This is a genomic window from Acidaminobacter hydrogenoformans DSM 2784 (assembly GCF_900103005.1).
Taxonomy (GTDB): domain Bacteria; phylum Bacillota; class Clostridia; order Peptostreptococcales; family Acidaminobacteraceae; genus Acidaminobacter; species Acidaminobacter hydrogenoformans.
Genome location: NZ_FMWL01000007.1, coordinates 43667 through 66253, shown reverse-complemented (window position 1 = coordinate 66253; position 22587 = coordinate 43667). Strand labels below are relative to the sequence as shown.

Here is a 22587-nt window from a genome sequence, read left to right as displayed (position 1 = left end):
ATTGTTTCTTATTGTTTCTTGTTGTTTCTTATTGCTTCTTATTGCTTGTCGCTGCCATCCTCCAAATAACCCTTCCCAGTATGATCGCTGCTTCTCAGCTTCTTGATCACATCAAATGCCCGTATTGACATGAGATACTCAAAGGTGCTTGGCGGCACGTGATCTTCGAGCTCTTCCATACGTCCCTCAGCAATATAACGCCGTACTCTGGAGGCGCTGATGGCATGAGTCTCCTCGCCTTTCATAAGCTGCTTGCGCTCTATGACCTCCAGCTCGACACCAGCAGGAATCAGAATGGCTTTCATAGCCAGATTGTAGGCTTCCGTCACCTCCGAATAAGGCTCCGTTCCTACAAATCGCTTTGTAATGCCAAGGGCCGGCGCTATGTACTTCACAAACAACGTCACATCCATAGCGCTGTGGGCAGTTGCCAGCTCGCTGTCACGGGTAAAGTAGGACGGAAAGGTCAGGGAGGACACGACGTAGCGACCCCCCGGAATCACAGCTACATTCTCAAGGTGCGCTGTCCCCTTTCGCACCAGTTCAATGCGGTCTTCGAACGGAAATACCGACTGGTCCTCTTCCACGACTATGACGTATACCTTTCGACTCCTTGAAGCTGCGGTCTCAATCAAATATTGATGTCCCAGGGTAAAGGGATTGCAGTTGACCACGACCGCGGCCGCTTCGCCAGGGTCTTCTGACGCCAGCTTTTGGAGTCCCGCCACGTATTGATCAATCCCTGTGGTGCCCCATTCAAGGAGGGATGCGAAGGGTTTCGCTTCAGCAATAATCCGAAACCCTACTGCCGATAGTTTTTGCGCGCTCTCCGGCTTTGTGAACAGGTATAAGGTATGCCGCCCTTGATCGATAGCATAATTGATGAGATGAGTCAGCACCTTGGCAGACAAGTCTTCGCCCTGAACCTCCGGGTCCACCGCAAGCCCCTGAATCATGTCCCCTTTCAGAGACCCTGTCGCCACCATACGTCCCTCTGGGGCCATAAAAACGCCCATGGTATAGTCAACGCCTACAGGTTCCTTCAAGCCGCACTTTTTCAACAGAACTTCTGCTTGTTCGATTCTTCTCAGTCTGCGCTCTTCAAACAAAACGTCACCTCCCGGCAAATATCACGATCAGGTTGATCAGCTGGGGAAATACAGAAATGACTACAACCAGTCTGACAATCTGAAGCACAATCACATCAGAGCTCTGTATACCCAAATCTGAGGCGATCAGGGCCATGTCAGTAGCACCCGCTGGCGTCACACTCAGCATGGACTCCCTGAAGGACATGTTGAATTTCTTATGTATAAAATACCCAAGAAAAATGCAGAGAACGACGTAGCCCACCACCAGGATAATGGCCGGGACTGCCAGGTATCTGATTTCAAGGACATCCGCATATTCGACACTGCTGCCTATATAGGCACCGGATAAAATCTGCGCCAGCCGTTTAATCCATCTGGGCAGCCAGCCTATGGAGGTTGAGAGTTTTAACGTCAGCACACTGAGAAGCGAAAACAGCAATGCACCGGCGGGAATGCCCGTTTCTCTGCCAATAATGCCAAAAATCAAAGCCACGCTCATTGTCAGGAGAATTTCCCCGTTTAAACGCCGACCCGCCGCCCGCTGTGGTTTGATATAGGGCACGGGGGACGTATCTTCGTGGTGCTTTCTTGCAATGATGCCAATCATTAATGGAAAAAGACCAATACCCGCCAGAAGCCTGACAAATTGCAGCACAGCTACCTTTGAGGCATCCGCGCCCATCTCTGCGCTGATGATTGGGGTGTCGCTCATTCCCCCGGGCACTGCGCTCATTAACGACGTCAGGAGATCCAAGGGACTCAGCAGATATATGAGATAACCGGAGGTCAGGTTGAGTGCCAGCATCCCAATGAGCATGGCCGCTGCAGGCCCGGCAATGTGCTTTAACCGCTTCAGATCCTCCTTGCTGACAGAAACACCTATAAAGGCCCCTGCCACAACCTGCGCAGCAAGTCTTGCATTCGCAGGCATATAGGCGTTGCCTGTCAGGATGTTAAGCAAAGAAACCCCAACAATACTGCCTACAATCATGCCACCTGGAAATTTTAATTTATACAAAGCGAAGCCTGCTGCTCCGCCAACCAGCAAAGTTATAATCAGATTAATCATTCGCGCACCTCGGTCAGCGTCTTTCAGGCTGGCGCAGGTGCGTAAGCCGTGAAAAGCGGGGTTTTGTGCTGTCGAAACTTCATAAAAATAAAAAACGCATTATAAACATTTATATTTTAACACATCCCGAATGAAAAGAATAATCTCTTTCAACCGCGATCCTTTTCTTGGCTCCAAAAAATTTACAGAAGTGGGGCAACAAAATGTTGCCCCACAAAAGTTTTTATTATATGTCTGGCGCTGACGGTCGAGAGCTTCTAATGCGCTTTGACCGCTGCAGGAGATTATCTTGACACTTCATGGATCAAATCGATGACGGTGCCGTCTCTGTAAGTGACGACGCCTACCACCTTTTCGCCATACTCAATAGGATTAGGATGACCCACGATCTTTTCCGCTTTTGCCTTAAGACCTTCGATGGTTTCCATCTTAATGCCCGCAGCCGCCAACCGCTCAATGAGGTCCTGACGGGCAGGATTGACAGCGATCCCCTGCTCTGTGACCAGAACGTCTACGGTCATGCCCGGTGTACAGATGGTATTGACCCGGTCCAGAATAGTTGGTATTCTGCCTCTCACCAGCGGCGCGACAATAATGGCAAGCTTGGCGCCAGCTGAAGTATCCGGGTGACCGCCAACCGCGCCCCGGATGACACCGTCAGAGCCGGTGAGGACATTGACATTGAAGTTGACGTCAATTTCCAAGGCACTGAGGACGACCATATCCAGCTGATCCACCGCCGCGCCTTCAATCCCTGGTCCGGCGTAGAAGTGGGCGTCGACGACATGGTGGAATTCATTTCTCAGGGTACTTTCAACGGCGTCAAGGTCAAAGCACTGGACGTCGAGGATCTTTTTAACAAAGCCTTCTTCGTGAAGCTTGACGATCTGGCTGGTAATGCCGCCAAGGGCAAAGCTTGCTTTAATCCCTTTCGCGATCATCTTTTCCTTGAGGAAGCGCGTAACCGCCAGAGAAGAGCCGCCTGTCCCCGTTTGGAAAGAAAAGCCGTCTTTAAAATAACCGGAAGCTTCCATGACCTCAGCGGCTGCCTTGGCAATCATGAGCTCCTTGGGATTTGTACTGTAACGCGTCGCGCCGGACATGATGCCCTTTGGATCACCAATGGCCTCCAGCTCGACAATATAATCCACCTCTGTCTGAGGGATCATGCAAGGGGTGTTTGGAAATGGTACAATGTTGTTGGACAGCAAAATTACTTTTTCAGCGTATTTCGCATCCACCATGGCATAACCAAGGGCACCGCAGGCTGAGCTGTTGTCGCCGTCGCGGCTGAAGCCATTGGCGTTTCCGTAGAGGTCCGTTGAAGGGACGCCCAGGAAAGCCACATCTATTTTAAGTTCACCGGAAGCAATGGAATAAGCACGGCCACCATGGGATCTGAAGACAATAGGTACCTCCATGAGACCATGAGAAATCTGGTTGGCCAGCTCGCCCCGGAGTCCGCTGGTTTCAATGCGGTAGACGACGCCGTTTTTTATGTGATCGACCATCGGCGTGTGAATGTCTGTGAGGGAACTGGCTGCGACGGTCAGATTCTTGATGCCCAGCGCCGCTGCCGCCTCGAGGACCAGGTTGACAATGTAATCACCATTCCTGAAGTGATGGTGGAAGGAGATTGTCATGCCGTCTTTAAGGCCGGACAGCTGGATGGCGGTGATGAGGTCTTTGACGATTTTGCTTTCTGGCAGCTCTGGATTTTTGATTTTGGCCTGCTCGTGCTCGGTGCCGCTGAAGCGCTTTCCGTCGAAAGGCCTCAGGCTCCCAAGGCCGTTTATGGATTCGGGCACTTCAACGCCCAGGATATTTTTGTTCAACGTGGACCCTCCTCCTAGCGTTTGATGACGCCCGCGGCTTCTGCCATTTTCAGGACGCGTTCAGCTCTGTCGACAACGGGTTTGTCAATCATCTTACCGTCGAGGCTGATGACCCCCAGGCCTTTTGCTTCGGCCTCTTTAAGCGCCTCAATGACCCGCTCGGCGTGATCGATTTCCTTGGCTGTCGGTGTGAATATTTCAACGACAGGACCAATCTGTCTTGGATTGATGACGGATTTGCCGTCAAAGCCCAGCTGTTTGATGGTCTGGACTTCCCGTCTGAAGCCTTCGTCGTCGTTGACATCCGCGAATACTGTATCCAGCACCGCTATACCGGCTGCCCGGGCGGCAAAGACCAGGAGGCTTCTCGCCGTGAAGAGCTCTGAACCTTCAGTGGAACGGGTGGTCTTCAGGTCTGTGACAAAGTCCTCTGCGCCAATGGCTATGCCAATCAGTCTTGGACTTGCCGTCGCAATGGACAGCGCGTTGAGGATGCCAAGGCCGCTTTCAATGGCAGCCATCATGCCTATGGTGCCCTGCTCAAGCCCTGCCCGCTTCTCACATTCCGTGATCCACTCATCCACGTCTATGACGTCTTGAGCGGTCTCCGACTTGGGAAGCCTGATAATATCAGCACCTGCGAAGATCATGGCTTCAATGTCCGCCTTGCCATAAGGCGTATTCAGGGGGTTGACCCTGACGACCTTCTCAATGTCACCGTAATTTATTGTCTTAAGCGCCTGGTAAACAAGGAATCTCGCAGAATCCTTCTCTGACAGCTTGACGGAGTCCTCGAGGTCAAACATCAGTGCATCCGCGCCGTAAATATGTGCCTCTGCGATCAAACCAGGGTTATTGCCTGGCACGAACATCATGGTTCTTCTTAATCGATCTCTGATGACTGCCATTTTATACACCCCACTTATAATCTGTCGACTCAGCCGACCGGTGAAGTGCCGCAAGCACTCTTGCCCTGATAGTGCAGTCCAGAGCGCCTCTGTCTGTCGCCACGACTTTAGCGTTATGTACGCCTGCTTCAAGCAGTGTCTGCTCGATCACAGCTCTGATCTGATCACCGAATTGATACAGTACGGAGCTCTTGAGTTCAATTTCGATACCTTGACTGCTCTTGTCCAGCACAATCATGATATCACTCGACTCAAGCGTGCCCGCTGTGGATGCTTTCTTGATTTCCACTCGATCCACCCTTTCAAACATTATTATTGACATTTTATAGATTTATTATAAACCTTTACTCTCAGCCCGACTAATAGTAATATTTTATTGTAATTCATAAATAAGTTTTATAATCCAAGCAGGAGGTGCGTAGCACTTGAATGAAAATGACCTTCATTTTCTGACGACCTTAAGTCATGAAAGAAATCTTACAAAAGCAGCAGAAAAGCTCTTCATTTCCCAGCCGGCACTTTCCTACAGAATCCGCGCTCTGGAAAAGGAGCTTGGGGTGCCGCTGTTTCTCAGGTCCAAATCAGGCATAGACTTGACGCCTCAGGGGGAATATCTGGTTGAGTTTGCCTCTAAGCAGTATGAGCAGATTTTGAGAATGAAAGAAGAGATTCAAGCCATAGATTCAGAAGCCCTTGTGGGCACCGTACATCTTGGGACTTCACTGGTCTTCACTCAGTATGAGCTGCCACAAATTATCAAACAATTTAATGACCTTTATCCTAAAGTGAAGTTCAATATTACCTCAAGCCACAGCTCCAATATTTTTACCAAGCTTAATAATGAAGAAATTCACGTGGGGATCATTCGCGGAGATTTTAAATGGTATGAAGAAAAAAATGAGCTGTTCACAGAGCCCATTTGCATTGCTTCGGTCCACAATTTTCTCATCAATGATCTGCCGGATCTGCCAAGAATTAAATTTGTGACGGATCCCATCCTCTACCATCAGATCAATCAGTGGTGGAATGAGCGATACAGTGTTGAGTCCAGAAACATAATAGAGACCAGCAATACCGGCACGTGTATTGAGCTGCTGAAAGCCGGCGTTGGTTACGCAATCATTCCAAGCTTAGGTCTGCAGGATTTCAAAGGCTTTATTGAGCCAATAAAATGGCAAAACGGTGAACAGTTCAAGCGTCAGACCAATATTTATATCAGCACAAAATCGAATATGCTTCCTGTTGTCCGGGTCTTTAAGGATTTTGTGATGGATTACTATGCTCACAGAAGAAATGATGGCTGATTAAATTGCTTTATGATATATTCATTAGAAACTCAAGTGCCTCTATTTGAAGCTCTTTTCATGACTAAACCAAATTTGATCAAAAAGAGGGATAAATTTGAATTTTAAAGAATTGCACTACATTATCACAGTTGCTGAATACGGAAACATATCCAAAGCCGCTGAACATCTTTTTGTTGCTCAACCCAGTTTGAGTCGCTGCATTCACAGAATTGAAAATGATTTGGGCGCGCCACTTTTTAAACGCACCTCTGATGGGTTAAAGCTCACCTATGCAGGAGAGCGTTTTATAGAAAAAGCTGACGAAATTCTTAAAATATATAAAAGTATTGAGACTGAATTTTCCATGATTAATGACATGAAAGCAGGTCACTTAGTCATTGGTACAGCAACCCACTTAGGATCTTACGTATTACCCACTGCACTCTCGACATTTAAGAAACAATTCCCCAACATAGAGATCTCTATTGTTGAAGGTGTTTCCACTGATATTGAAGAAGATTTACTTAAAGGCAAAATTGATGTCGCGATCTTACATACCCCCGTTCTCAACCAAGGCCTTTCGCAAATTATTATAGTTGAAGAAAATTTCATGTTAGCAGTGCCACCTAATGATCCTATTAACAGCTTCGCTGTAAAAAGCCAAAAAGATGAACAATATTACCTTGACTTGAATTCACTTCGTGAATACCCGTTTATTTTAACGCACAGCAGCCAAAGAACACGACAAGTATCAGACAGGATTTTGAAATCGGCAGGTTTTTCACCTAACGTTGCGTTTATAACAAAGAGTATTCAAACAGCCTCAAGATTTGTTAAAAACAATTTGGGCGTCTCGCTCATTCCTCAAAGCTATTGTGAATTCTTCAGGTCTGAATTCGCACCCAACTATTACTTCATTGATGAGCAGCATAAGCCAACCTGGCAACTCATTGTGGCCCATTCCGAAGCGATCCCCATCTCAAGATCCGTTGAGGAATTCATCAAAATTGCGCAATCAACCTTACCAAAATTGTTTCAATTTTAAAACTCAATAAAGCTAAGGGCGACCCTCAATGTGTTAATGCGGGTCGCCCTTTTGTTTAATCAATTTTGGAATGCTGATTTTGCTTTTCTTCTCAAATTGGTAATCAGAGGTGACATAAATGTAATTAACGCAATGGCAAGAATCAGCAAAGCCAAAGGTCTGTTCAGGAAACCGGTCCATGTGCCATTGCCAATGACAATCTGCTTTCTCAAGGAATTTTCAATAATCCCACCCAAGATCAAGCCCAAAATAAATGCGGAGCTTGAGTATTGAAACTTGTGAAAGAAGTAGCCTACAAAACCAAATGCAAACATGATCACGACGTCATAGAAGCTATTCTGCAGTGAGTAAGCGCCCACAACGCCAAGCGCTACTATTAAAGTGCCAAGCATAGGGTAAGGCAGCTTTAAAATTCTTGCAAACTCCCTCGTTACAAAACGCCCACCAACAAAAAGTAGAATTGAGGCGATTATTAGACCAATGAAGATTGAATTTAACAAAAGCGGCTGATCTCTAATTAAAAGCGGGCCTGGTCGAAGTCCCAAAATCATAAATGCAGCCATAATGACAGCGGCGGTTGGACTGCCTGGTATGCCCAGAACCATGGTAGGTACCATACTCCCACCGACAGCAGCGTTATTTGAAGCTTCAGGTGCTATGATCCCTTCAGGCTTCCCTTTGCCGAATTCTTCAGGTTCTTTGCTGGACCGGACAGCTTCACCATAGGCAATAAGAGATGCTATGGAACCGCCGGCAGCTGGAATTATTCCAATGATGGTACCTATGATTGAAGACTTCAAAAAGGTTGACCACATTTTTAACATGTCTTTAAATTTCATTAGAACCAACGAAACTTTTGCGTTTGTTATTGTTGAAGTATCCCTATGCGACAATTCTTCCACATTCTTATAGACTTCAGCAACTGCAAAAGCACCAATCATTACAGCAATATAATTGATCCCATTCATTAAAAACGGTTCTCCAAAAGTGAACCGCTCAGCACCATTGATTGGGTCAATACCAATGGTGGCAAACATAAGTCCCAAGATAACAGAAACAATAGCTTTTAATTGATTTTTCGCTCCAAGGCTTGTGATACAGCTTAAACCCACAAGACCCAGGGCAAAATATTCGGCACTTTGGAATTTGAGTGCAAGCACCGCAAGCAAAGGGGCGGTAAACAACATTACAAAGGCAGAAAAAATGGTTCCAAACGATGATGCTGAAACGGCTAGTCCAAGTGCCAGACCTGCGTCACCTTTCATTGCCATAGGGTATCCATCAAAAGTTGTCGCTACGGCTTCAGGCGTTCCCGGCGTTTTGAGCAGAATGGCTGAGATTGACCCTCCACATGCACCGCCAACATAAACTGCAATAAGCAGCAGAATGCCTGTAACAGGTTCCATTGAATATGTAAAAGGAAGCACGAGTATGATCGCCATTGAGGAACTTAGACCTGGGAGAGAACCGCACACCATTCCAAAAATTGTCCCAATTATTACCAAAATTAGATTTAAGGGCTGCATCACTTCGACTACGGATTGAATCATAATATCCAATTGTCTTCACCTCTCTTTTAGTAGAAACTATAGCTAAGTTCTCTGAAAATCCCAATACCTCTTGGAAGTGGTACATAAAATACTTTTCCAAAGATCACTACAAGAACCGTGCTTAAAATTGCTGTATAAATCAATAATGGTACATATTTTTTGTAACCCATTAATCTTGTGCTGCCAAAAAGATACAGTGGCGTCGAGAGCAGAAATCCAATAGTATTCATCATGATTAAATAGCCCGTAAGCATTACAACATTTAGAAGGACAGCTTTCCCATCCTTCGACTTTAAGTCGAGCATAGGGATCCTTATTGTGTTTTTGTTTTTCATGACATTGAAAGAAATGATAAGAAGCAGTAAGAGTCCCAATATTGCCAGCACTTTAGGATAACCACCAGCACCAACAATGTCACCGGTCACCGTTGTTACATTAAACTGGGCTGCCAAGAATAAATAGGCTATCATAAAGATCGCTATAATAACGTTAAAGATTATTTCCATATCGCATATCGCCTCCTTAATTAAAGCGGTTTAAAACTAAAGCATTTCTCGTTTGTAAAATCACACCACACTAGTTTAACGGACGAGCCAGTGTGGTGTGTTAAAGGGGCTATTTAGACATTATTGAATGATACCCATTGCTTTGAATACTTCAACGTAACCTTCATATTCCTCATCCCAGGACTTCCCATAGTCTTCAGCTTTCATGTATCCTGGGCGCACATTAGTCATTTCCTGTTCTTCCATGGCTTTATACGCTTCGTCGTCATATGACTTCTGAAGGACGTCAATCAAGATCGCCTTAACTTCTTCAGGTACACCTTTTTTAATCGCAAATCCACGCCAAGATCCTTGAACAAAGTCTATCCCTTTTTCTACTGAAGAAGGCACATCTTTTAAAGCAGGGACCATCTCCAGCTTTGTATCATTCAATACAACCAATGGACGGATGTCGCCGGACTCAACCAAAGGAAGAAATGAAATCAACTTATCCTGGTAGACATCAAGCTCACCGCCAAGCACCGCAGCTTTTAACTCAGAACCAGATTTATACGGTACATAAGTCCATTCAATGCCAGCTTCAAGTGCAAAGCCGTTTGCGATATAGTCATCAAGGCCACCTGGTGAAAGCCCGCCAATTTTTAGAATTTTTGGATTAGCTTTAGCAAATTCCAAGAGTTCATCAATCGTTTGGAATTCACTTTTAGAGGAGACACCAAAAGCGACTACGTCTGATTGAACCTTCAACAGCGGCTCGAATTCCTCCCGGAACTTGATATCCGATTTCCCTTGGGCCTCAACTATAAGTAACGAAGGGGTGATCTCAAGAATTGTGTAACCATCTGCTGGCGCGGCATGCGCATATGACATACCTTCAATCGTACCTGCACCGCCCTTGTTTACAGCAGTGATTGGTTTACCTAAATACTTTTCGGCAATTTGAGCATATTGTCTTGCGAAGATATCGCTGGCTCCGCCAGCACCAAATGGTATGACCATTTCAACCGGACGTTTTGGAAAATCTGTTTTTACTGTCTGTTCTGCTGGTTCACTTGAACTTGGAGCCTCTTGTCCACATGCTGCAAATGAAAGTAATACAATTGCGCTGAGCGCGAGTGACAGCCATTTCTTTTTCATCATTTCAAATCCTCCCTAATTTTTAATAGTATACTACGCCTTTCATAATTAACCTTGCAGTCCTGTAACCCCAAGCGGATACAACATCAAAATTGTCATCATTTGAATGCTTTTTTTCTACTCCAACTTGCATTATACCACCTGGATGAAATAATCTGATTTTTTCTGGGTCAAAAGAACCCCTGATAACTTTATTCACGACTGAACCTGGAATTATTGCTGCTGATGCAGTACATAATGCCCCTGTCAGTGCATAGGTTTTATGGGTTTTTTGCATGGACATCATTCTGCCGCATAAATCTGCCTGGTCTGATTGAATCACTTCCCCATTAACCGTTTTGCACGTCTTTGGAGAGGTGACCACCGTCATTTTGGGAACTGCTGGTGACTTTGCTGCGGCATCCTGCCAAGAATCTACAAAGCCTAAAACGACCGCTGCTTTTCCTCTTATTTGTTCCAAAATTCTTAACATGTCTTGGTTGCTGTCTATGTAGTCAGGCAGTTCCGTCCCTTCAAGGCCTATATCTTCTGCCTTTACGAAAACCAAGGGATTTGCTACATCTACAATGGAGATTTCTATTGTTCCTAATCCTTCAATTTCGATAGCATCTACAACATTGCCAGTTGGCAGCAAAGCTCCAGTTACAGATCCACTTGGATTATTAAATTTCAGTATTACTGGCGAAGCCGTGCCTGGAACACCAGCAATTATAAAGTCTCCTTCGTAGGCAACTTCTCTTTTTGGCGTTTTTACATAGGAGTAGATAATTTTCTTTGTGTTGGTATTGTAGATCCTGACGACTGTCTCATTTTCCTGTGGCTCAACAAACCCCATTTCGATTGCATAAGGCCCAACAGCCGCTGAAATGTTGCCGCAGTTGGCTTTATAATCAACAATCGGCTTATCTATGGATACTTGAGCAAACGTATAATCTACATCCGCGCCTTCATGCTCTGATGATTTAATGATCGCTACTTTGCTTGTTGTTGATGTGGCACCTCCCAAACCGTCTATTTGACGCAAATCGGGACTGCCCATGACTTTGAGCAGAAGCGCATCTCTTTCTGCCCCAGGAGGTGGAATGAGTTCTTCTTGAAAAAATACACCTTTACTTGTGCCACCCCGAAATATGACACAAGGTATTTCCTTTTGCATTCAAATCACCTCACTATTCAAAATTTTATACATGAATGTAATGTTCAATGACATATAATCAAATCTATTTCTGTTTTTGAAATATTTCGACTATTTTTCTTAATTGAATTATATTGATATCGCATTACAATTACCAATGCCTATAATGTATGTAAGCTATGCTTATTAAACATAAAAAGAGAGCCTTCTGATAATAGAAGCTCCCTTTAATATTTCAAATTCATTCGGTGCGGCCCAGTCCCCGACCAGACATTCGGTCGGGCCCAGTCCCCAACCAACACACCGACTTTACGAATATACTTTGACAGCCCGCCCATAGTGGATCGCATCCTTTGGACATACGTCTTCACATGCTCTGCATTGATGACACAGTGCCGGGGTGACGATAGCCTTTTTAGTCCCTGGTTCAACCTGAATAGCTTGTGTAGTACATGCTTTTTCGCAGAGCTTACAGCCAATGCAGGCATCCGCGTCGACACCCTCACTATTGAACGCATAGCGGCCGGTCAAGCTCAGTACTGCGCCAAAAGGACACACACGGTTATGAAATATCTCTGGCTTGTAAAAGAGCGTCATCACAAAGGCTATGCCAAGTAGAACTGCAAGGACCGGCAGCTGTACATGAAGGACGCGCTTGCCGCCCAGCATGAGCCCCAAAGTCAGGATGATGAATGCCCAGGGGAAAATTTTGCTTCCAAGCCATTTTGGTGCTTGGGTGCGCTGAAGACCCAGCTTTTTTGAAATCCACTGGGCCGGCCTCATGACCGCATTCATAGGACAAACATAGCCGCAGTAGCCACGCCCAAATACAAAAGACAGCACCAGACCCACGGCGAAAACGCCAAGCCACAGTGTCATCTTCCCCTGACTGACTAAAAAGGCGAAGGCCGCCAAAAATAAATACTGAATGATCATACGTAATGTTTTCAAGATAAAGCCCTCCTCAGATTACACTGTCTTGATTTATTATAAGGGAAGGCTGGTTCAAACAAGTGTGCCCTATGTCACACTCTAAAAATGATTTTTTGTTTTCAACCTCTGCTATGGCTTAATCTGAAGCCGCCCTTCTGATCGAATCCTCTCGTCAAGCCGTTCCAAAACTTCTGGGGATTCACAAAGCATGTAGACTATGATCCGCATGTCTTCTGCTTCAAAGCTTTTTACATAAAGGCGCCCGTGAAGCTCAGCACGCTCAAAGGGTTCCAAATCCCTCAGCGGCGGCGGGGTTCCAAACTGCCAGTAGTGGAGGCGCCACTGAGTTTTAATGTGTGCGACCCCAGGCACTTGAATCTGCACCTCATAACGGGTCCAGTCAGCAATGTCCATAAGCAGCTCGACAGGCGCCACTTCAGCCTCAAGCACCTCAAAGGTTCCAAAAGGACTCGGGTGTCCGAGTGCCCTCAGAATCAGCGTCTCATAGTCATAGGCAGCCACGCGCTCTACAAATCTTGCGTCCAGCGCGGGCAAAGCTGGGCCTGTAACAATATAAGCGCCGTAAAACGACCCATAATAACCGCTTCCAGGCGTATAAACCAATGAACGACCTTTTTCAAACGCGCCAAAATTGTAGTAGATCGACAGGTCCAGCGGCACCCCTGTCTCGGACTTTAAGCCACTTGCGTCATGGTAGAACAAAAGGTCGTCAAACCAGCCCTGACCGGTCGGCAGGTCAATCCGAACACCCAGTTCCTTAAGGGGGCTCTCAGCGTACTGCTGCCAGGAAGAAACTTTCATGATCACGCGTGCCCTGATGCCCGCAGCGGCGATCGTCAATAACAGGACCAGGAGAAGGAGACTGAGACCGAGAACCAGAAGTCTGGAGCTGCGGCGGAGATTAGGATGGAGGTGCATGATCTTGGCTCCTTTCATGTGACCATCGGCAGTCAGCATTTTTTGTTGTGATGACGACTTCATCCTTCCTGTCCGGAGGCAAAATACTGTATACTTAAATCAGCCAAGACAAAACATCCATTACCACATCAAAGCAGACAGGAGCCTCATCCCATGACAACATTATTGGTCACCGGCGGCGCCGGCTTTATAGGCAGTCATTTTATTGCCATGATGCTTAAGAAATACCCCAAAATCCAGATTCTGAACGCAGATCTGCTGACCTATGCCGGATCCCAGGAAAATCTCGCTCATATCAGCGCCCACCCAGGCTATACCTTCGTCCAGGAGGATATACGAAACCGCGAAGCCATGAGCGCGCTTTTCAAGGATTATGATATTAGCCAGGTCGTCAACTTCGCGGCAGAGTCTCACGTCGATCGAAGCGTGACCGAGCCGGACGTCTTCATGACTACGAACGTCATTGGGACCCAGGTGCTGCTGGACACCGCCAAGAATTACTGGAAAACAAACCCCGCAGATCCAAACTGCAGAGTCTATAGAGATGGCGTCAAGTTTCTGCAGATTTCAACGGACGAGGTCTACGGCAGCATTGAAGCGCCTGAGAAGCGTTCTGAAGAAGCGCCGCTGCGGCCCAGCAACCCCTATGCCGCCTCCAAAGCCGCAGGGGATCTCGTCGTCCTGGCCTATGCCCAGACCTACGGGCTGCCCGTCAACCTTTCCAGGTGCACCAACAATTACGGCCCCGGTCAGTATCCGGAAAAACTGGTTCCGCTAATGATCGAAAAGGCCCTACGGAGAGAGCCGCTGCCCCTCTATGGCGACGGACTCCATCTGCGCGACTGGATCCACGTCTCAGACCATTGCCGCGCCCTGGACGCCATTTTATTTGAAGGGTTGCCCGGTGAGATCTACAACATAAGCGGCGGCTGCGAAAAGACTAACCTCGAGGTGGTCCGGCAGATTCTTAAGCTTTGTCAGCGTCCACAGGACCTGATCCGCCATGTCGCGGACCGCCCCGGTCACGACCGGAGGTACGCTGTCGACGATTCGAAAATTAAGCGATGCCTTGGCTGGTTCCCTTGTATCCCCTTTGAACAAGGCCTTCTGGAAACTGTCCTGTGGCATAGCGAGAAATTCAGTAACGCGAACGCATTTGATCTTAGAAAGGACTAACCCGCATGCTTTCACGAATTCAAACTGCCAAGTCCAAAAAAGCTGACAAGATGCAGCGCCATAGTATGGATCTGCACACTAAAAACTTGCTGCCAATAGTCTTCCTCATCCTCCTCACCGTGCTGTCACCGCTACTGCTGACCGGATGCGCCGCTGATCAGAACAACGCTGAAAAACCCGCAAATTCTGGTCCGGCCCAGTCCCCGAATAAACTAGTGATCGCTGACCAATTTGGGTTGGCCTACGCACCTGTAGAGATCCTAAAGGCAACGGACCTGCTTTCAAGCGCCCTGGCCAAACGTGGCCTCGCGGATGTCACGGTAGAGTACAAGCGTCTTGGCAACACCGCCGCCATCCGCGAGGCCATGGTCTCCGGGGACCTGGACATTGGCTTCGTGGCCATCCCACCGTTCCTTATAGGCAAAGACAGGGGCATGGACTGGCGGATCATCACCGGACTTTCGGAAAGCCCCATGGCGCTGGTGACCAAAGACCCGGAGCTCTACGACCTGCGCGATCTGACCTCAGCGCATAGAATCCTCCTGCCCCAGCCCGGCAGCGTCCAGCACATTTTGCTTTCCATGTATGCTGAAAAGACCCTCAAGGATCCGAAAGCCTTTGACAACCAGCTCATGGCCATGTCCCACCCGGATGCCATGATGGCCATGATGAACGGTCCGAATACTCAGCTGCATTTCACTTCACCGCCTTATCTTGAGCAGGAGCTGGCTCAAGAAGGCTACAAAGTCCTCATTGACGGCGAAGCGATCATGAATGGCCCCTTTACCTTTATTGTCGGCATCTGCCCGCAGCGGGTCTACGACAATACACCCCTTTATGAGGCTTTTGAAGAGGCTTTGTCTGGGGCTATCACCTTTATGAATGAAACCCCTGAGGAAGCCATTGCCATTTTAAGCAAAGCTTACGATTATTCTGAAGCGGACTTAAGGCTTTACCTGTCTAACCCGCAGCTGCGGTTTGACAAACAGGTTCAGGGCCTTGAAGTCTTTCACGACTTTATGAGCCGAACCGGCGTGATCCGGACCTCAGAGAACATGAAGGATTTCTTCTGGAGCTCAAAAGAATATGAAAACTAAGCCCGAACGACTTTATAAGCTCATCACCGTCCTTCTCTTTCTCGTCGCCTGGGAGCTGACGGCCATGTATGGTCCTTTTTCGGAGCTTCTGTTTCCGGGGCTTGGCACTATAGGCAAACGCTTTGTGGCGCTGGTTCTTGAGGCTTCACTTCTGACGAAGACCCTCTACAGCATAGGCATTATCTGGCTGGCTATGTTAGTCAGCCTCCTTTTGACAATATTCCTGCTGATACTGACAAGAGCCCTGCCGCCTGTCTCTGCCGCAGTGGAAGTCCTTCGCGCTGTAGCCGCACCCATACCCGGGGTTGCCATCTTACCGCTGGTCATTTTATGGTTCGGCCTCTCCAGGACCTCCATGCTGGTGATTATGGTTCACGCGACCCTTTGGCCCCTCTGGACCCAGCTGAGCCTGGCCGTGGAGAAGCTTATCCGCCGTTTTAGCCGCTTTGAGCGGGCCTACAAGCTCTCACTGTGGACGCGTTTCTGGCACGTCTACTGCCTCGGGGCCGCCGAGGACCTGAAGAGCAGCCTTGGTGTGGCCTGGAGCCGGGGCTGGCGGGCACTGATCAGCGTCGAGATGATTTTTGGCATCACCGGCAGCCAGTCCGGCTTGGGCTGGCTGATCTATGAACGCCGCATGTACATGGACACGCCGGGCCTCTATTCGGGCCTCGCCGCCATTGCCCTCTGCGGGATCCTTTTCGAATCCTGGATTTTCCGTCCTGAAAAGGCTGGTGAAGCCTCATGAACAACACAGTCCACCAGGAGAAAAACAAAACCTGGATCAAAATCAAGCACATGAAAAAAGCCTTTGGCGCTGAAGTCCTCTTTGAGGATTTCAACCTGGAGGTTTACGAAAATGAAATCCTCGTCCTCATGGGCCCCAGCGGCGCCGGAAAGAGCACACTGCTCAACGTGATTGGACAGCTGGAGCCTTACGACGGGGGCGAGATGCTCTACCACCCGGCGCTCTTTGAGGGCATCAGCGTGCCCTTACCCTTTGTCTTTCAGGAGTTCGACACCCTCCTGCCCTGGAAGACAGTGGAGGGCAACATCCGGCTGGTGGCTAAAGGACTGACGGAAGCCGCGCTTAATGAGGTGCTGGAAACCGTGGCCCTCAGCGAGCACCGCCACAAAAAGCCCGGAGCCCTTTCCGGTGGCATGAAGCAGCGGGTCGGCATTGCCCGGGCGCTGGTCTGCCACTCGAAAATCCTGCTGATGGACGAGCCCTTTGGCAGTCTGGACCGTGAAATGCGCCTGAAAATGCAGGACTTTCTCCTGGAGCTTCAGCGGAGAACCGGCCTGACCATTATCCTCGTCACCCACGACCCGGAGGAGGCGCAGAGGCTGGCCACCAGGATTATCCGCCTTTAATCTTTAGGGCCAGCCCTCTTTTTGGGCCGGCCCAGTCCCCAACCAAAACTGCCGATGGTTCCCTGTCCCCCACCAAGAATTTTGGTTGGGGACAGGGAACCATCGGCAGTTTATTTTTGTTTTTGTATGGGGCGGCCCTTTACGCGCTGGCCTCCACCATGGCGCCGGCGAACTGGCTCTGATAGAGGTCCGCGTAAAAGCCGCCTTTCATAAGGAGCTCGTCGTGGGTGCCAATCTCGACAATGGTGCCATGGTTCATGACGAGAATGGCCTCCGCTTCCCTAATGGTGGAGAGGCGATGGGCAATGACAAAGCTGGTGCGGTTTTCCATCAGGCGGTTCATGGCTTTCTGGATCAGGTGCTCCGTGCGGGTGTCGACGCTCGAGGTGGCCTCGTCGAGGATCAGGATGGCGGGATTCGAGAGAATAGCCCGGGCTATAGTCAGGAGCTGTTTTTGGCCCTGGGAAATATTGCTGGCCTCTTCGTTGAGAATGGTGTCATACCCGTCCGGCAGTGTGCGGATGAAGTGGTCAGCATGGGCGGCCTGGGCGGCTTCAACAATTTCTGCTTCCGTGGCGCTCTGCCTGCCATAGGCAATGTTGTCGCGGATGGTGCCATTGAAGAGCCAGGTGTCCTGCAGGACCATGCCAAAGCGGGACCTGAGGGCTTCACGGGACATTTTCGAGATATCCTGGCCGTCTATGGTGATGCGGCCGCCGCGCAGCTCGTAGAAGCGCATCAGCAGATTGACCAGGGTGGTTTTGCCGGCGCCGGTGGGTCCGACTATGGCAATGGTGTGGCCGGGTTCGACCATTAGGGACATGTGGTCGATCAGCGGCTCGCTATCCACATAGCGAAAGGAGATGTCCTCGAGAGCTACGGCGCCGCAGGTTTGGGCTTGCGGTTGGGAAGCAGGACTATCAGCAGCACCGGCCGGGCTTAACTCTTCCGCCTCGTCCAGAACCTCAAAGACCCGCTCTGCGCAGGCAATGGTGGACTGGACGACGTTGGCAATATTGGCGGTCTGTACAATAGGATGGTTGAAGGACCTGGAGTACTGGATAAAGGCCATGACGTCGCCCAGATTGAGGACGCTGCGGGTCATGAAGAGGCCGCCTGCGACGGCTATGACAACATAGGCCAGGTTGCTGATGAAGCCCATGACAGGGTACAGGGTGCCGGAGACGAACTGAGCCTTCCAGCCGGCGTCATAAAGCTCGGTATTGACCGCCGTGAACTTCTGGATAGAATCCGCCTCCTGACCAAAGGCCCGGACGATCCTGTGGCCGGAGTACATTTCCTCCACGTGGCCGCTGAGCTGGCCCATGGCTTTCTGCTGGGCGGCGAAGAACTTCTGGGAGCGCTTGGTGACAGTGAGGGTCGCGAAGACATACAGCGGCAGCGTAACGAGGACTATGAGCGTGAGCTGTGGGCTGATGGTCAGCATCATGATGACGAAGCCCAGGATCTGGACCACCGCCGTAATCAGCTGGGTGAGGCTCTGCTGTAACGTCCCGGAAATGGTATCCACGTCGTTGGTCATGCGGCTCAGGATTTCGCCGTGGGTGCGCTTGTCAAAGTAGCTGAGGGGCAGGCGCTCGAGCTTTTCATCCACCCTTTTTCTGAGGTCGTAGACGGTTTTCTGGGCAACGCCGGACATGACCAGGCCGGTGGCGAGGCTGAAGCCGGCACTCAGCAGGTACATGGCCAGGAGGATGGCGGCAATGGTGCCAATAGCTGAGAAATCAATGCGCCCACCGGTTTCCGCGACGGCCCTCAAGGCATCCGTCAGCTGCTCAGGGGTCATTGAGTCCGTGATCGCGGCGCCAGGGTTTCCTGCGGGGGCATTTGCGGGGGCATTTGCTGGGTCAGGCTCGCCCATCTCAGCGCTGGGGTTTGTTGGCATCTGCGGCAACTGCGGCATCAGGGTGAAAAGCTGACTCAAAATGGCCGCCTTTGCTTCGCCGTCACTTGCCTCTGCCAGGCTTGGCAGGGCTTCAAAGGCTTCGATCTGTGCCCGCTCTGCTGCATTAAGGGCCGTATTTTGTTCAAGCTCGGCCTCAAACTCTGTGCTTAGGGCCTCCTGAACCGGAATCATACTCTGGACCAGATTTTTTGCGACGTAGCCGTCTTTAAGCTTGTTCATGGCCTCCCCGGTGACTCTTGGTGCGGCAATGGTAAAGAGCGTGCTGGCCATGGCAAGGATCAAGACTATGATGAGCTTAGCTCTGTGGGGACTGAGAAATTTAACCAGTCTTCTTAAAGTGCCTTTAAAGTCCTTGGCTTTTTCAACGGGCATGCCAGGACCGTGCCGGCCGAAGCCTGGACCAGGCCCTGGGCCCGGACGGGTGGCGGCTTGACGGGGCATATTCTGTCGGTCATTGTCCCGCATGGCGTTTGTGCTGTTTTTCTGCGCACTCATGCGATTTCCTCCTCAGAAAGCTGGGATAAGACGATTTCACGGTAGACCGGACAATTTGCCAGGAGCTCCTGGTGAGTGCCAATCCCCGCCACTTTTCCTTCTTCCATGACGACGATCCGGTCTGCGTCAATGACAGTTCCAACCCGCTGAGCGACGAGAATGACCGTTGCTTCCCTTGTGACAGGCTTCAGAGCGGTTCTAAGTTTGGAGTCCGTCTTGAAGTCCAGAGCGGAGAAGCTGTCGTCGAACAAGTAGATCTCAGGGTTTCGAACGAGAGCCCTGGCAATGGAAAGTCGCTGTTTCTGACCGCCTGAAAGGTTGGTGCCGCCTTGTGAGATCTGGTGGACATAGCCCCTTTCGAATTCAGTGATGAAATCACTGGCTTGGGCGATCTCTGCGGCTTTGGATAGGTCTGATGCATTCGCTGACTCACGACCATAACGGAGATTGTCTTCAATGCTGCCGGAAAACAGAACCGGTTTTTGAGGCACATAGCCAATTTTGTGCCGGAGGGACTCCAGGGACCATTTGCGGACATCTACACCATCGACTAAAACCTCGCCGCTGATGGTATCGTAGAATCTTGGGATCAAATTGAGAATGGTCGATTTGCCTGCACCGGTACTGCCAATAATGGCCGTGACCTCTCCAGGGCCCGCCGAAAAGCTGACATTCGAAATTGCAGGCGCTTCTGCCCCGGCGTAATGGAAGGTGACGTTCCGAAACTCCACATAACCCCGGTTAAGGCTGGTCTTCACAGGGCTCTGCGGATCCTTGATGTCCGGCTGGGCGTCCAGGATCTCGAGGACCCTGACGGCCGCCGCCTGGGCACGGGGCACCATGATGAACATCATGGACAGCATGACCATGGAGAACATGATCTGCATGGAGTACTGGGTAAAGGCGACAAGGGCGCCCATGCCCATGCTGCCGCTGTCGATCCGGATCATGCCAAACCATAGGATGGCAAGTGCTGTAACGTTCATGACCAGCATCATGGAGGGCATCATGAAGGCCATAATCCGGTTGATTTTAATATAATTGTCCGTCAGGTCGCGGTTGGCCTCATCAAAGCGCTGGCGCTCGTACCGTGTCTGATTGAAGGCACGGATGACACGGATCCCCGTGAGCTTTTCACGGAGCACGAGATTAACACGGTCAATCTTGACCTGGATTTTTCTGAAACGCGGCAGGCCCTTACTGGCTATAAAGCCTATGACCAAGGCCAGGATGGGCATAGCCACCACGAAGACCAGGGTCAGGGCTCTGTCTTTGGACAAGGCGAGCATAATGCCGCCTATAGCCATGAAGGGGGCGCTGATCATCATGCGCAGCATCATAATGACGACGTTTTGAATCTGTGTAATATCATTTGTGGAACGGGTGATCAAGGTTGCCGTCCCAAATTGGTCAATTTCCTTTTCAGAGAAAGAGGAGACGTGGGAAAACACTTCATTTCGCAGGATCCTGCCAAAACCCACAGCTACTTTGGCAGACAGGAAGCTGGACAGGACCGCGGCGAGACCCCCAAGGCCCGCCACCACCAGCATGCTGCCACCGGTGCTGAGGATGACGCCGGTGTCGCCTCTCATGACGCCTTTGTCTATGATGTCTGACATCAGGGTGGGTAAATAGAGGTCTGCCATGGTTTGCAGAAAAACCAGCAAGACGACAGCTGCTACCAGGAATTTGAAGGGTTTTGCATATTTGAAAAGTCTTATCATAATGGTCGTTCCTCCTGGGATTTAAGTACACTTTGCAAGGTCGTCAGCCCTTTGAGGATCGCACTAAGCTCCTCTTCCTCTGCGCCTTGAAGGAGATTCTCAAAGTTCCTGGTCAGGCACTCAGAAAAGCCCTTGTGCTTTGCCAAAAAAGCATCGGTAATGGAGATGTAAACTACCCGGCGGTCTTCGGGACTCCTATCCCGCTGAACAATGCCTTGCTTCTCAAGGCGGTCCAGGATGCCGGAGACGGTGCTGTTGGTGAAGCCAAGGGCCTCACTGAGCTCGCTGACCTTCATGGTGCCCCGCTTGATCAGCATGCCTATGACCATGGACTGGGGCATGGTGAGTCCCAGGCTTTCAAACTCCCGTCGCATAGTCTGCTTGACGGTCATGCTCAGCTCGTGAAAGAGCTTGGCAATGATATATTTTTTTTCATTTGACGCCTCTGACATGTTGAAACCTCCTGATTTTTTGGTAGGGGACAGGGACGGACCGGAAGTCCGGTCCGTCCCTGTCCCCTACCGCAAAGTCTATCTTAGCAGCTTATCTTTAGTTTCGTCACTCCAATCAGAAAGCGACGTACTGAAATATGCTCCAAATGTTTCGCCCACTAATATTTCGTACACTAAATAATATACACTTGGCAAAGCCCAAAGTAAAGCGATATAATGTTATAAAATATGACATTTACTTAAGATGTCACAGAACATCCCAAATCCTAACCTGCAACCCGAATAAACACCCAAAAACCCATACAAAGGAGCATGACACCATGTCCGTATCAGATGTCAAAAAATTTTTCGAAGACCACAACCTCAGCTTTGAAATCATGGAGCTTGAAGACAGCACCGCCACCGTTGAGCTCGCCGCGGCAGCCCACAACGTGGTGCCGGACCAAATCGCAAAGAGCATAGCGCTCTACGCAGGCGATGAAAAATTCCTGCTGGTGACCTCAGGCATGTCCCGCCTCGACAATAAGAAATTCAAAGCGACATTCAAAGCAAAGCCGCGCATGATGAGCGCAGAAGATGTCCTTGAAGCCACCGGACACCCCGTTGGCGGCGTCTGCCCATTTGGCCTGAAAACAGAAATGAAGATCTGCCTTGACGCCTCACTGAAGCGCTTTGACACCGTCTTCCCTGCCGCAGGCGCCCACAATGCCTCCATTGAAATCTCCCCGGAGCGTTTAAAGGAAATCACCCACGGCACCTGGGTCGATGTGTGCAAGAATCCTGAAGCAGAGACACATACCGAAGCTTCGTCTTAAACGTGGCAATGCCAAAGCCTCATACCGAACCTCAGTCTTTATTAATAAAAAACCGCCACCTCCAATTCAAAAAAACAAAAAAGGAAGTGAGCC

At 49.5% G+C, this 22587-nt stretch carries 21 protein-coding genes; 7 read left to right on the top strand and 14 right to left on the bottom strand.

Translation table 11 applies throughout. The features are described 5' to 3' along the window. Positions 1 to 38 precede the first annotated feature (38 nt). The 5 genes from citC to citD all read right to left on the bottom strand — a co-directional run bounded on the left by citC (position 39) and on the right by citD (position 5192). On the bottom strand, positions 39 to 1109 hold the full coding sequence (gene citC / locus BLP63_RS08555; RefSeq protein ID WP_092590553.1) for a [citrate (pro-3S)-lyase] ligase: 1071 nt from the start codon (positions 1107 to 1109) through the stop codon (positions 39 to 41). Positions 1110 to 1113: 4 nt separating this feature from the next. Then, on the bottom strand, positions 1114 to 2160 hold the full coding sequence (locus BLP63_RS08550) for an AbrB family transcriptional regulator (protein WP_092590551.1): 1047 nt from the start codon (positions 2158 to 2160) through the stop codon (positions 1114 to 1116). A 284-nt stretch (positions 2161 to 2444) separates the two neighbouring features. After that, positions 2445 to 3995, bottom strand: coding sequence for a citrate lyase subunit alpha (citF, locus tag BLP63_RS08545; protein WP_092590549.1), 1551 nt, complete (start codon positions 3993 to 3995; stop codon positions 2445 to 2447). A 14-nt stretch (positions 3996 to 4009) separates the two neighbouring features. After that, the gene (gene citE, locus BLP63_RS08540) at positions 4010 to 4903 is read right to left on the bottom strand and encodes a citrate (pro-3S)-lyase subunit beta (protein WP_092590547.1); all 894 of its coding nucleotides are present in this window, start codon (positions 4901 to 4903) and stop codon (positions 4010 to 4012) included. A gap of 1 nt (position 4904) precedes the next feature. Next, positions 4905 to 5192, bottom strand: a complete 288-nt coding sequence (citD, locus tag BLP63_RS08535; protein WP_092590545.1) for a citrate lyase acyl carrier protein — start codon at positions 5190 to 5192, stop codon at positions 4905 to 4907. Between the two features lie 136 nt (positions 5193 to 5328). On the opposite strand from citD, the gene BLP63_RS08530 reads away from it, so the two are divergent. Then, positions 5329 to 6207, top strand: coding sequence for a LysR family transcriptional regulator (locus tag BLP63_RS08530; protein WP_092590543.1), 879 nt, complete (start codon positions 5329 to 5331; stop codon positions 6205 to 6207). Positions 6208 to 6304: 97 nt separating this feature from the next. Next, complete coding sequence (locus tag BLP63_RS08525; protein ID WP_092590541.1) at positions 6305 to 7234, top strand: LysR family transcriptional regulator; 930 nt, start codon at positions 6305 to 6307, stop codon at positions 7232 to 7234. 59 nt (positions 7235 to 7293) lie between these two features. Here the strand turns inward: BLP63_RS08525 and BLP63_RS08520 are convergent, their stop codons facing one another. The 6 genes from BLP63_RS08520 to BLP63_RS08495 all read right to left on the bottom strand — a co-directional run bounded on the left by BLP63_RS08520 (position 7294) and on the right by BLP63_RS08495 (position 13434). Continuing rightward, the gene (locus BLP63_RS08520; RefSeq protein WP_242870854.1) at positions 7294 to 8784 is read right to left on the bottom strand and encodes a tripartite tricarboxylate transporter permease; all 1491 of its coding nucleotides are present in this window, start codon (positions 8782 to 8784) and stop codon (positions 7294 to 7296) included. Positions 8785 to 8810: 26 nt separating this feature from the next. After that, the gene (locus BLP63_RS08515; protein WP_092590537.1) at positions 8811 to 9290 is read right to left on the bottom strand and encodes a tripartite tricarboxylate transporter TctB family protein; all 480 of its coding nucleotides are present in this window, start codon (positions 9288 to 9290) and stop codon (positions 8811 to 8813) included. Between the two features lie 120 nt (positions 9291 to 9410). Beyond that, positions 9411 to 10430 carry a Bug family tripartite tricarboxylate transporter substrate binding protein gene (locus tag BLP63_RS08510; protein ID WP_092590535.1) on the bottom strand — a complete coding sequence of 340 codons (1020 nt, stop codon included), beginning with the start codon at positions 10428 to 10430 and terminating at the stop codon, positions 9411 to 9413. 19 nt (positions 10431 to 10449) lie between these two features. Then, the gene (locus BLP63_RS08505) at positions 10450 to 11583 is read right to left on the bottom strand and encodes a 2-methylaconitate cis-trans isomerase PrpF family protein (RefSeq protein ID WP_092590533.1); all 1134 of its coding nucleotides are present in this window, start codon (positions 11581 to 11583) and stop codon (positions 10450 to 10452) included. Between the two features lie 288 nt (positions 11584 to 11871). Next, on the bottom strand, positions 11872 to 12513 hold the full coding sequence (locus BLP63_RS08500) for a 4Fe-4S binding protein (protein WP_092590531.1): 642 nt from the start codon (positions 12511 to 12513) through the stop codon (positions 11872 to 11874). Positions 12514 to 12624: 111 nt separating this feature from the next. Then, complete coding sequence (locus BLP63_RS08495; protein WP_139159797.1) at positions 12625 to 13434, bottom strand: hypothetical protein; 810 nt, start codon at positions 13432 to 13434, stop codon at positions 12625 to 12627. 153 nt (positions 13435 to 13587) lie between these two features. Between BLP63_RS08495 and rfbB the strand changes: the two genes are divergently transcribed. From rfbB to BLP63_RS08475, 4 genes are read left to right on the top strand one after another with little or no spacing between them, the layout of a single operon-like run. After that, on the top strand, positions 13588 to 14610 hold the full coding sequence (gene rfbB, locus BLP63_RS08490) for a dTDP-glucose 4,6-dehydratase (protein WP_092590527.1): 1023 nt from the start codon (positions 13588 to 13590) through the stop codon (positions 14608 to 14610). A 5-nt stretch (positions 14611 to 14615) separates the two neighbouring features. Further along, complete coding sequence (locus BLP63_RS08485) at positions 14616 to 15707, top strand: ABC transporter substrate-binding protein (protein ID WP_092590525.1); 1092 nt, start codon at positions 14616 to 14618, stop codon at positions 15705 to 15707. Beyond that, on the top strand, positions 15697 to 16455 hold the full coding sequence (locus BLP63_RS08480; protein WP_092590523.1) for an ABC transporter permease: 759 nt from the start codon (positions 15697 to 15699) through the stop codon (positions 16453 to 16455). The genes BLP63_RS08485 and BLP63_RS08480 overlap by 11 nt, the downstream gene beginning before the upstream one ends. Beyond that, complete coding sequence (locus tag BLP63_RS08475; protein ID WP_092590520.1) at positions 16452 to 17081, top strand: ABC transporter ATP-binding protein; 630 nt, start codon at positions 16452 to 16454, stop codon at positions 17079 to 17081. Before BLP63_RS08480 ends, BLP63_RS08475 begins: the two co-directional genes overlap by 4 nt. A 139-nt stretch (positions 17082 to 17220) precedes the next feature. Here BLP63_RS08475 and BLP63_RS08470 read toward each other — a convergent pair whose 3' ends face one another. From BLP63_RS08470 to BLP63_RS08460, 3 genes are read right to left on the bottom strand one after another with little or no spacing between them, the layout of a single operon-like run. Beyond that, on the bottom strand, positions 17221 to 19503 hold the full coding sequence (locus BLP63_RS08470; protein ID WP_092590518.1) for an ABC transporter ATP-binding protein: 2283 nt from the start codon (positions 19501 to 19503) through the stop codon (positions 17221 to 17223). Further along, a complete protein-coding gene (locus BLP63_RS08465; RefSeq protein ID WP_092590516.1) occupies positions 19500 to 21227 on the bottom strand; it encodes an ABC transporter ATP-binding protein in 1728 nt (575 codons plus the stop codon). Before BLP63_RS08465 ends, BLP63_RS08470 begins: the two co-directional genes overlap by 4 nt. Then, positions 21224 to 21679: a MarR family winged helix-turn-helix transcriptional regulator gene (locus BLP63_RS08460; RefSeq protein WP_092590514.1), complete on the bottom strand. Its 456-nt coding sequence runs from the start codon at positions 21677 to 21679 to the stop codon at positions 21224 to 21226. Before BLP63_RS08460 ends, BLP63_RS08465 begins: the two co-directional genes overlap by 4 nt. 320 nt (positions 21680 to 21999) lie before the next feature. On the opposite strand from BLP63_RS08460, the gene BLP63_RS08455 reads away from it, so the two are divergent. Then, positions 22000 to 22494, top strand: a complete 495-nt coding sequence (locus BLP63_RS08455) for a YbaK/EbsC family protein (protein WP_092590512.1) — start codon at positions 22000 to 22002, stop codon at positions 22492 to 22494. Positions 22495 to 22587: the final 93 nt, after the last annotated feature.

What these genes read in the sequence shown, in the direction of transcription:
- BLP63_RS08550 (WP_092590551.1), bottom strand. Translation starts at nt 2,160, where the DNA reads ATGATTAATCTGATTATAACTTTGCTGGTTGGCGGAGCAGCAGGCTTC.
- citE (WP_092590547.1), bottom strand. Translation starts at nt 4,903, where the DNA reads ATGGCAGTCATCAGAGATCGATTAAGAAGAACCATGATGTTCGTGCCA.
- BLP63_RS08520 (WP_242870854.1), bottom strand. Translation starts at nt 8,784, where the DNA reads ATGATTCAATCCGTAGTCGAAGTGATGCAGCCCTTAAATCTAATTTTG.
- BLP63_RS08515 (WP_092590537.1), bottom strand. Translation starts at nt 9,290, where the DNA reads ATGGAAATAATCTTTAACGTTATTATAGCGATCTTTATGATAGCCTAT.
- BLP63_RS08510 (WP_092590535.1), bottom strand. Translation starts at nt 10,430, where the DNA reads ATGATGAAAAAGAAATGGCTGTCACTCGCGCTCAGCGCAATTGTATTA.
- BLP63_RS08505 (WP_092590533.1), bottom strand. Translation starts at nt 11,583, where the DNA reads ATGCAAAAGGAAATACCTTGTGTCATATTTCGGGGTGGCACAAGTAAA.
- BLP63_RS08495 (WP_139159797.1), bottom strand. Translation starts at nt 13,434, where the DNA reads ATGCACCTCCATCCTAATCTCCGCCGCAGCTCCAGACTTCTGGTTCTC.
- rfbB (WP_092590527.1), top strand. Translation starts at nt 13,588, where the DNA reads ATGACAACATTATTGGTCACCGGCGGCGCCGGCTTTATAGGCAGTCAT.
- BLP63_RS08485 (WP_092590525.1), top strand. Translation starts at nt 14,616, where the DNA reads ATGCTTTCACGAATTCAAACTGCCAAGTCCAAAAAAGCTGACAAGATG.
- BLP63_RS08480 (WP_092590523.1), top strand. Translation starts at nt 15,697, where the DNA reads ATGAAAACTAAGCCCGAACGACTTTATAAGCTCATCACCGTCCTTCTC.
- BLP63_RS08475 (WP_092590520.1), top strand. Translation starts at nt 16,452, where the DNA reads ATGAACAACACAGTCCACCAGGAGAAAAACAAAACCTGGATCAAAATC.
- BLP63_RS08470 (WP_092590518.1), bottom strand. Translation starts at nt 19,503, where the DNA reads ATGAGTGCGCAGAAAAACAGCACAAACGCCATGCGGGACAATGACCGA.
- BLP63_RS08465 (WP_092590516.1), bottom strand. Translation starts at nt 21,227, where the DNA reads ATGATAAGACTTTTCAAATATGCAAAACCCTTCAAATTCCTGGTAGCA.
- BLP63_RS08460 (WP_092590514.1), bottom strand. Translation starts at nt 21,679, where the DNA reads ATGTCAGAGGCGTCAAATGAAAAAAAATATATCATTGCCAAGCTCTTT.
- BLP63_RS08455 (WP_092590512.1), top strand. Translation starts at nt 22,000, where the DNA reads ATGTCCGTATCAGATGTCAAAAAATTTTTCGAAGACCACAACCTCAGC.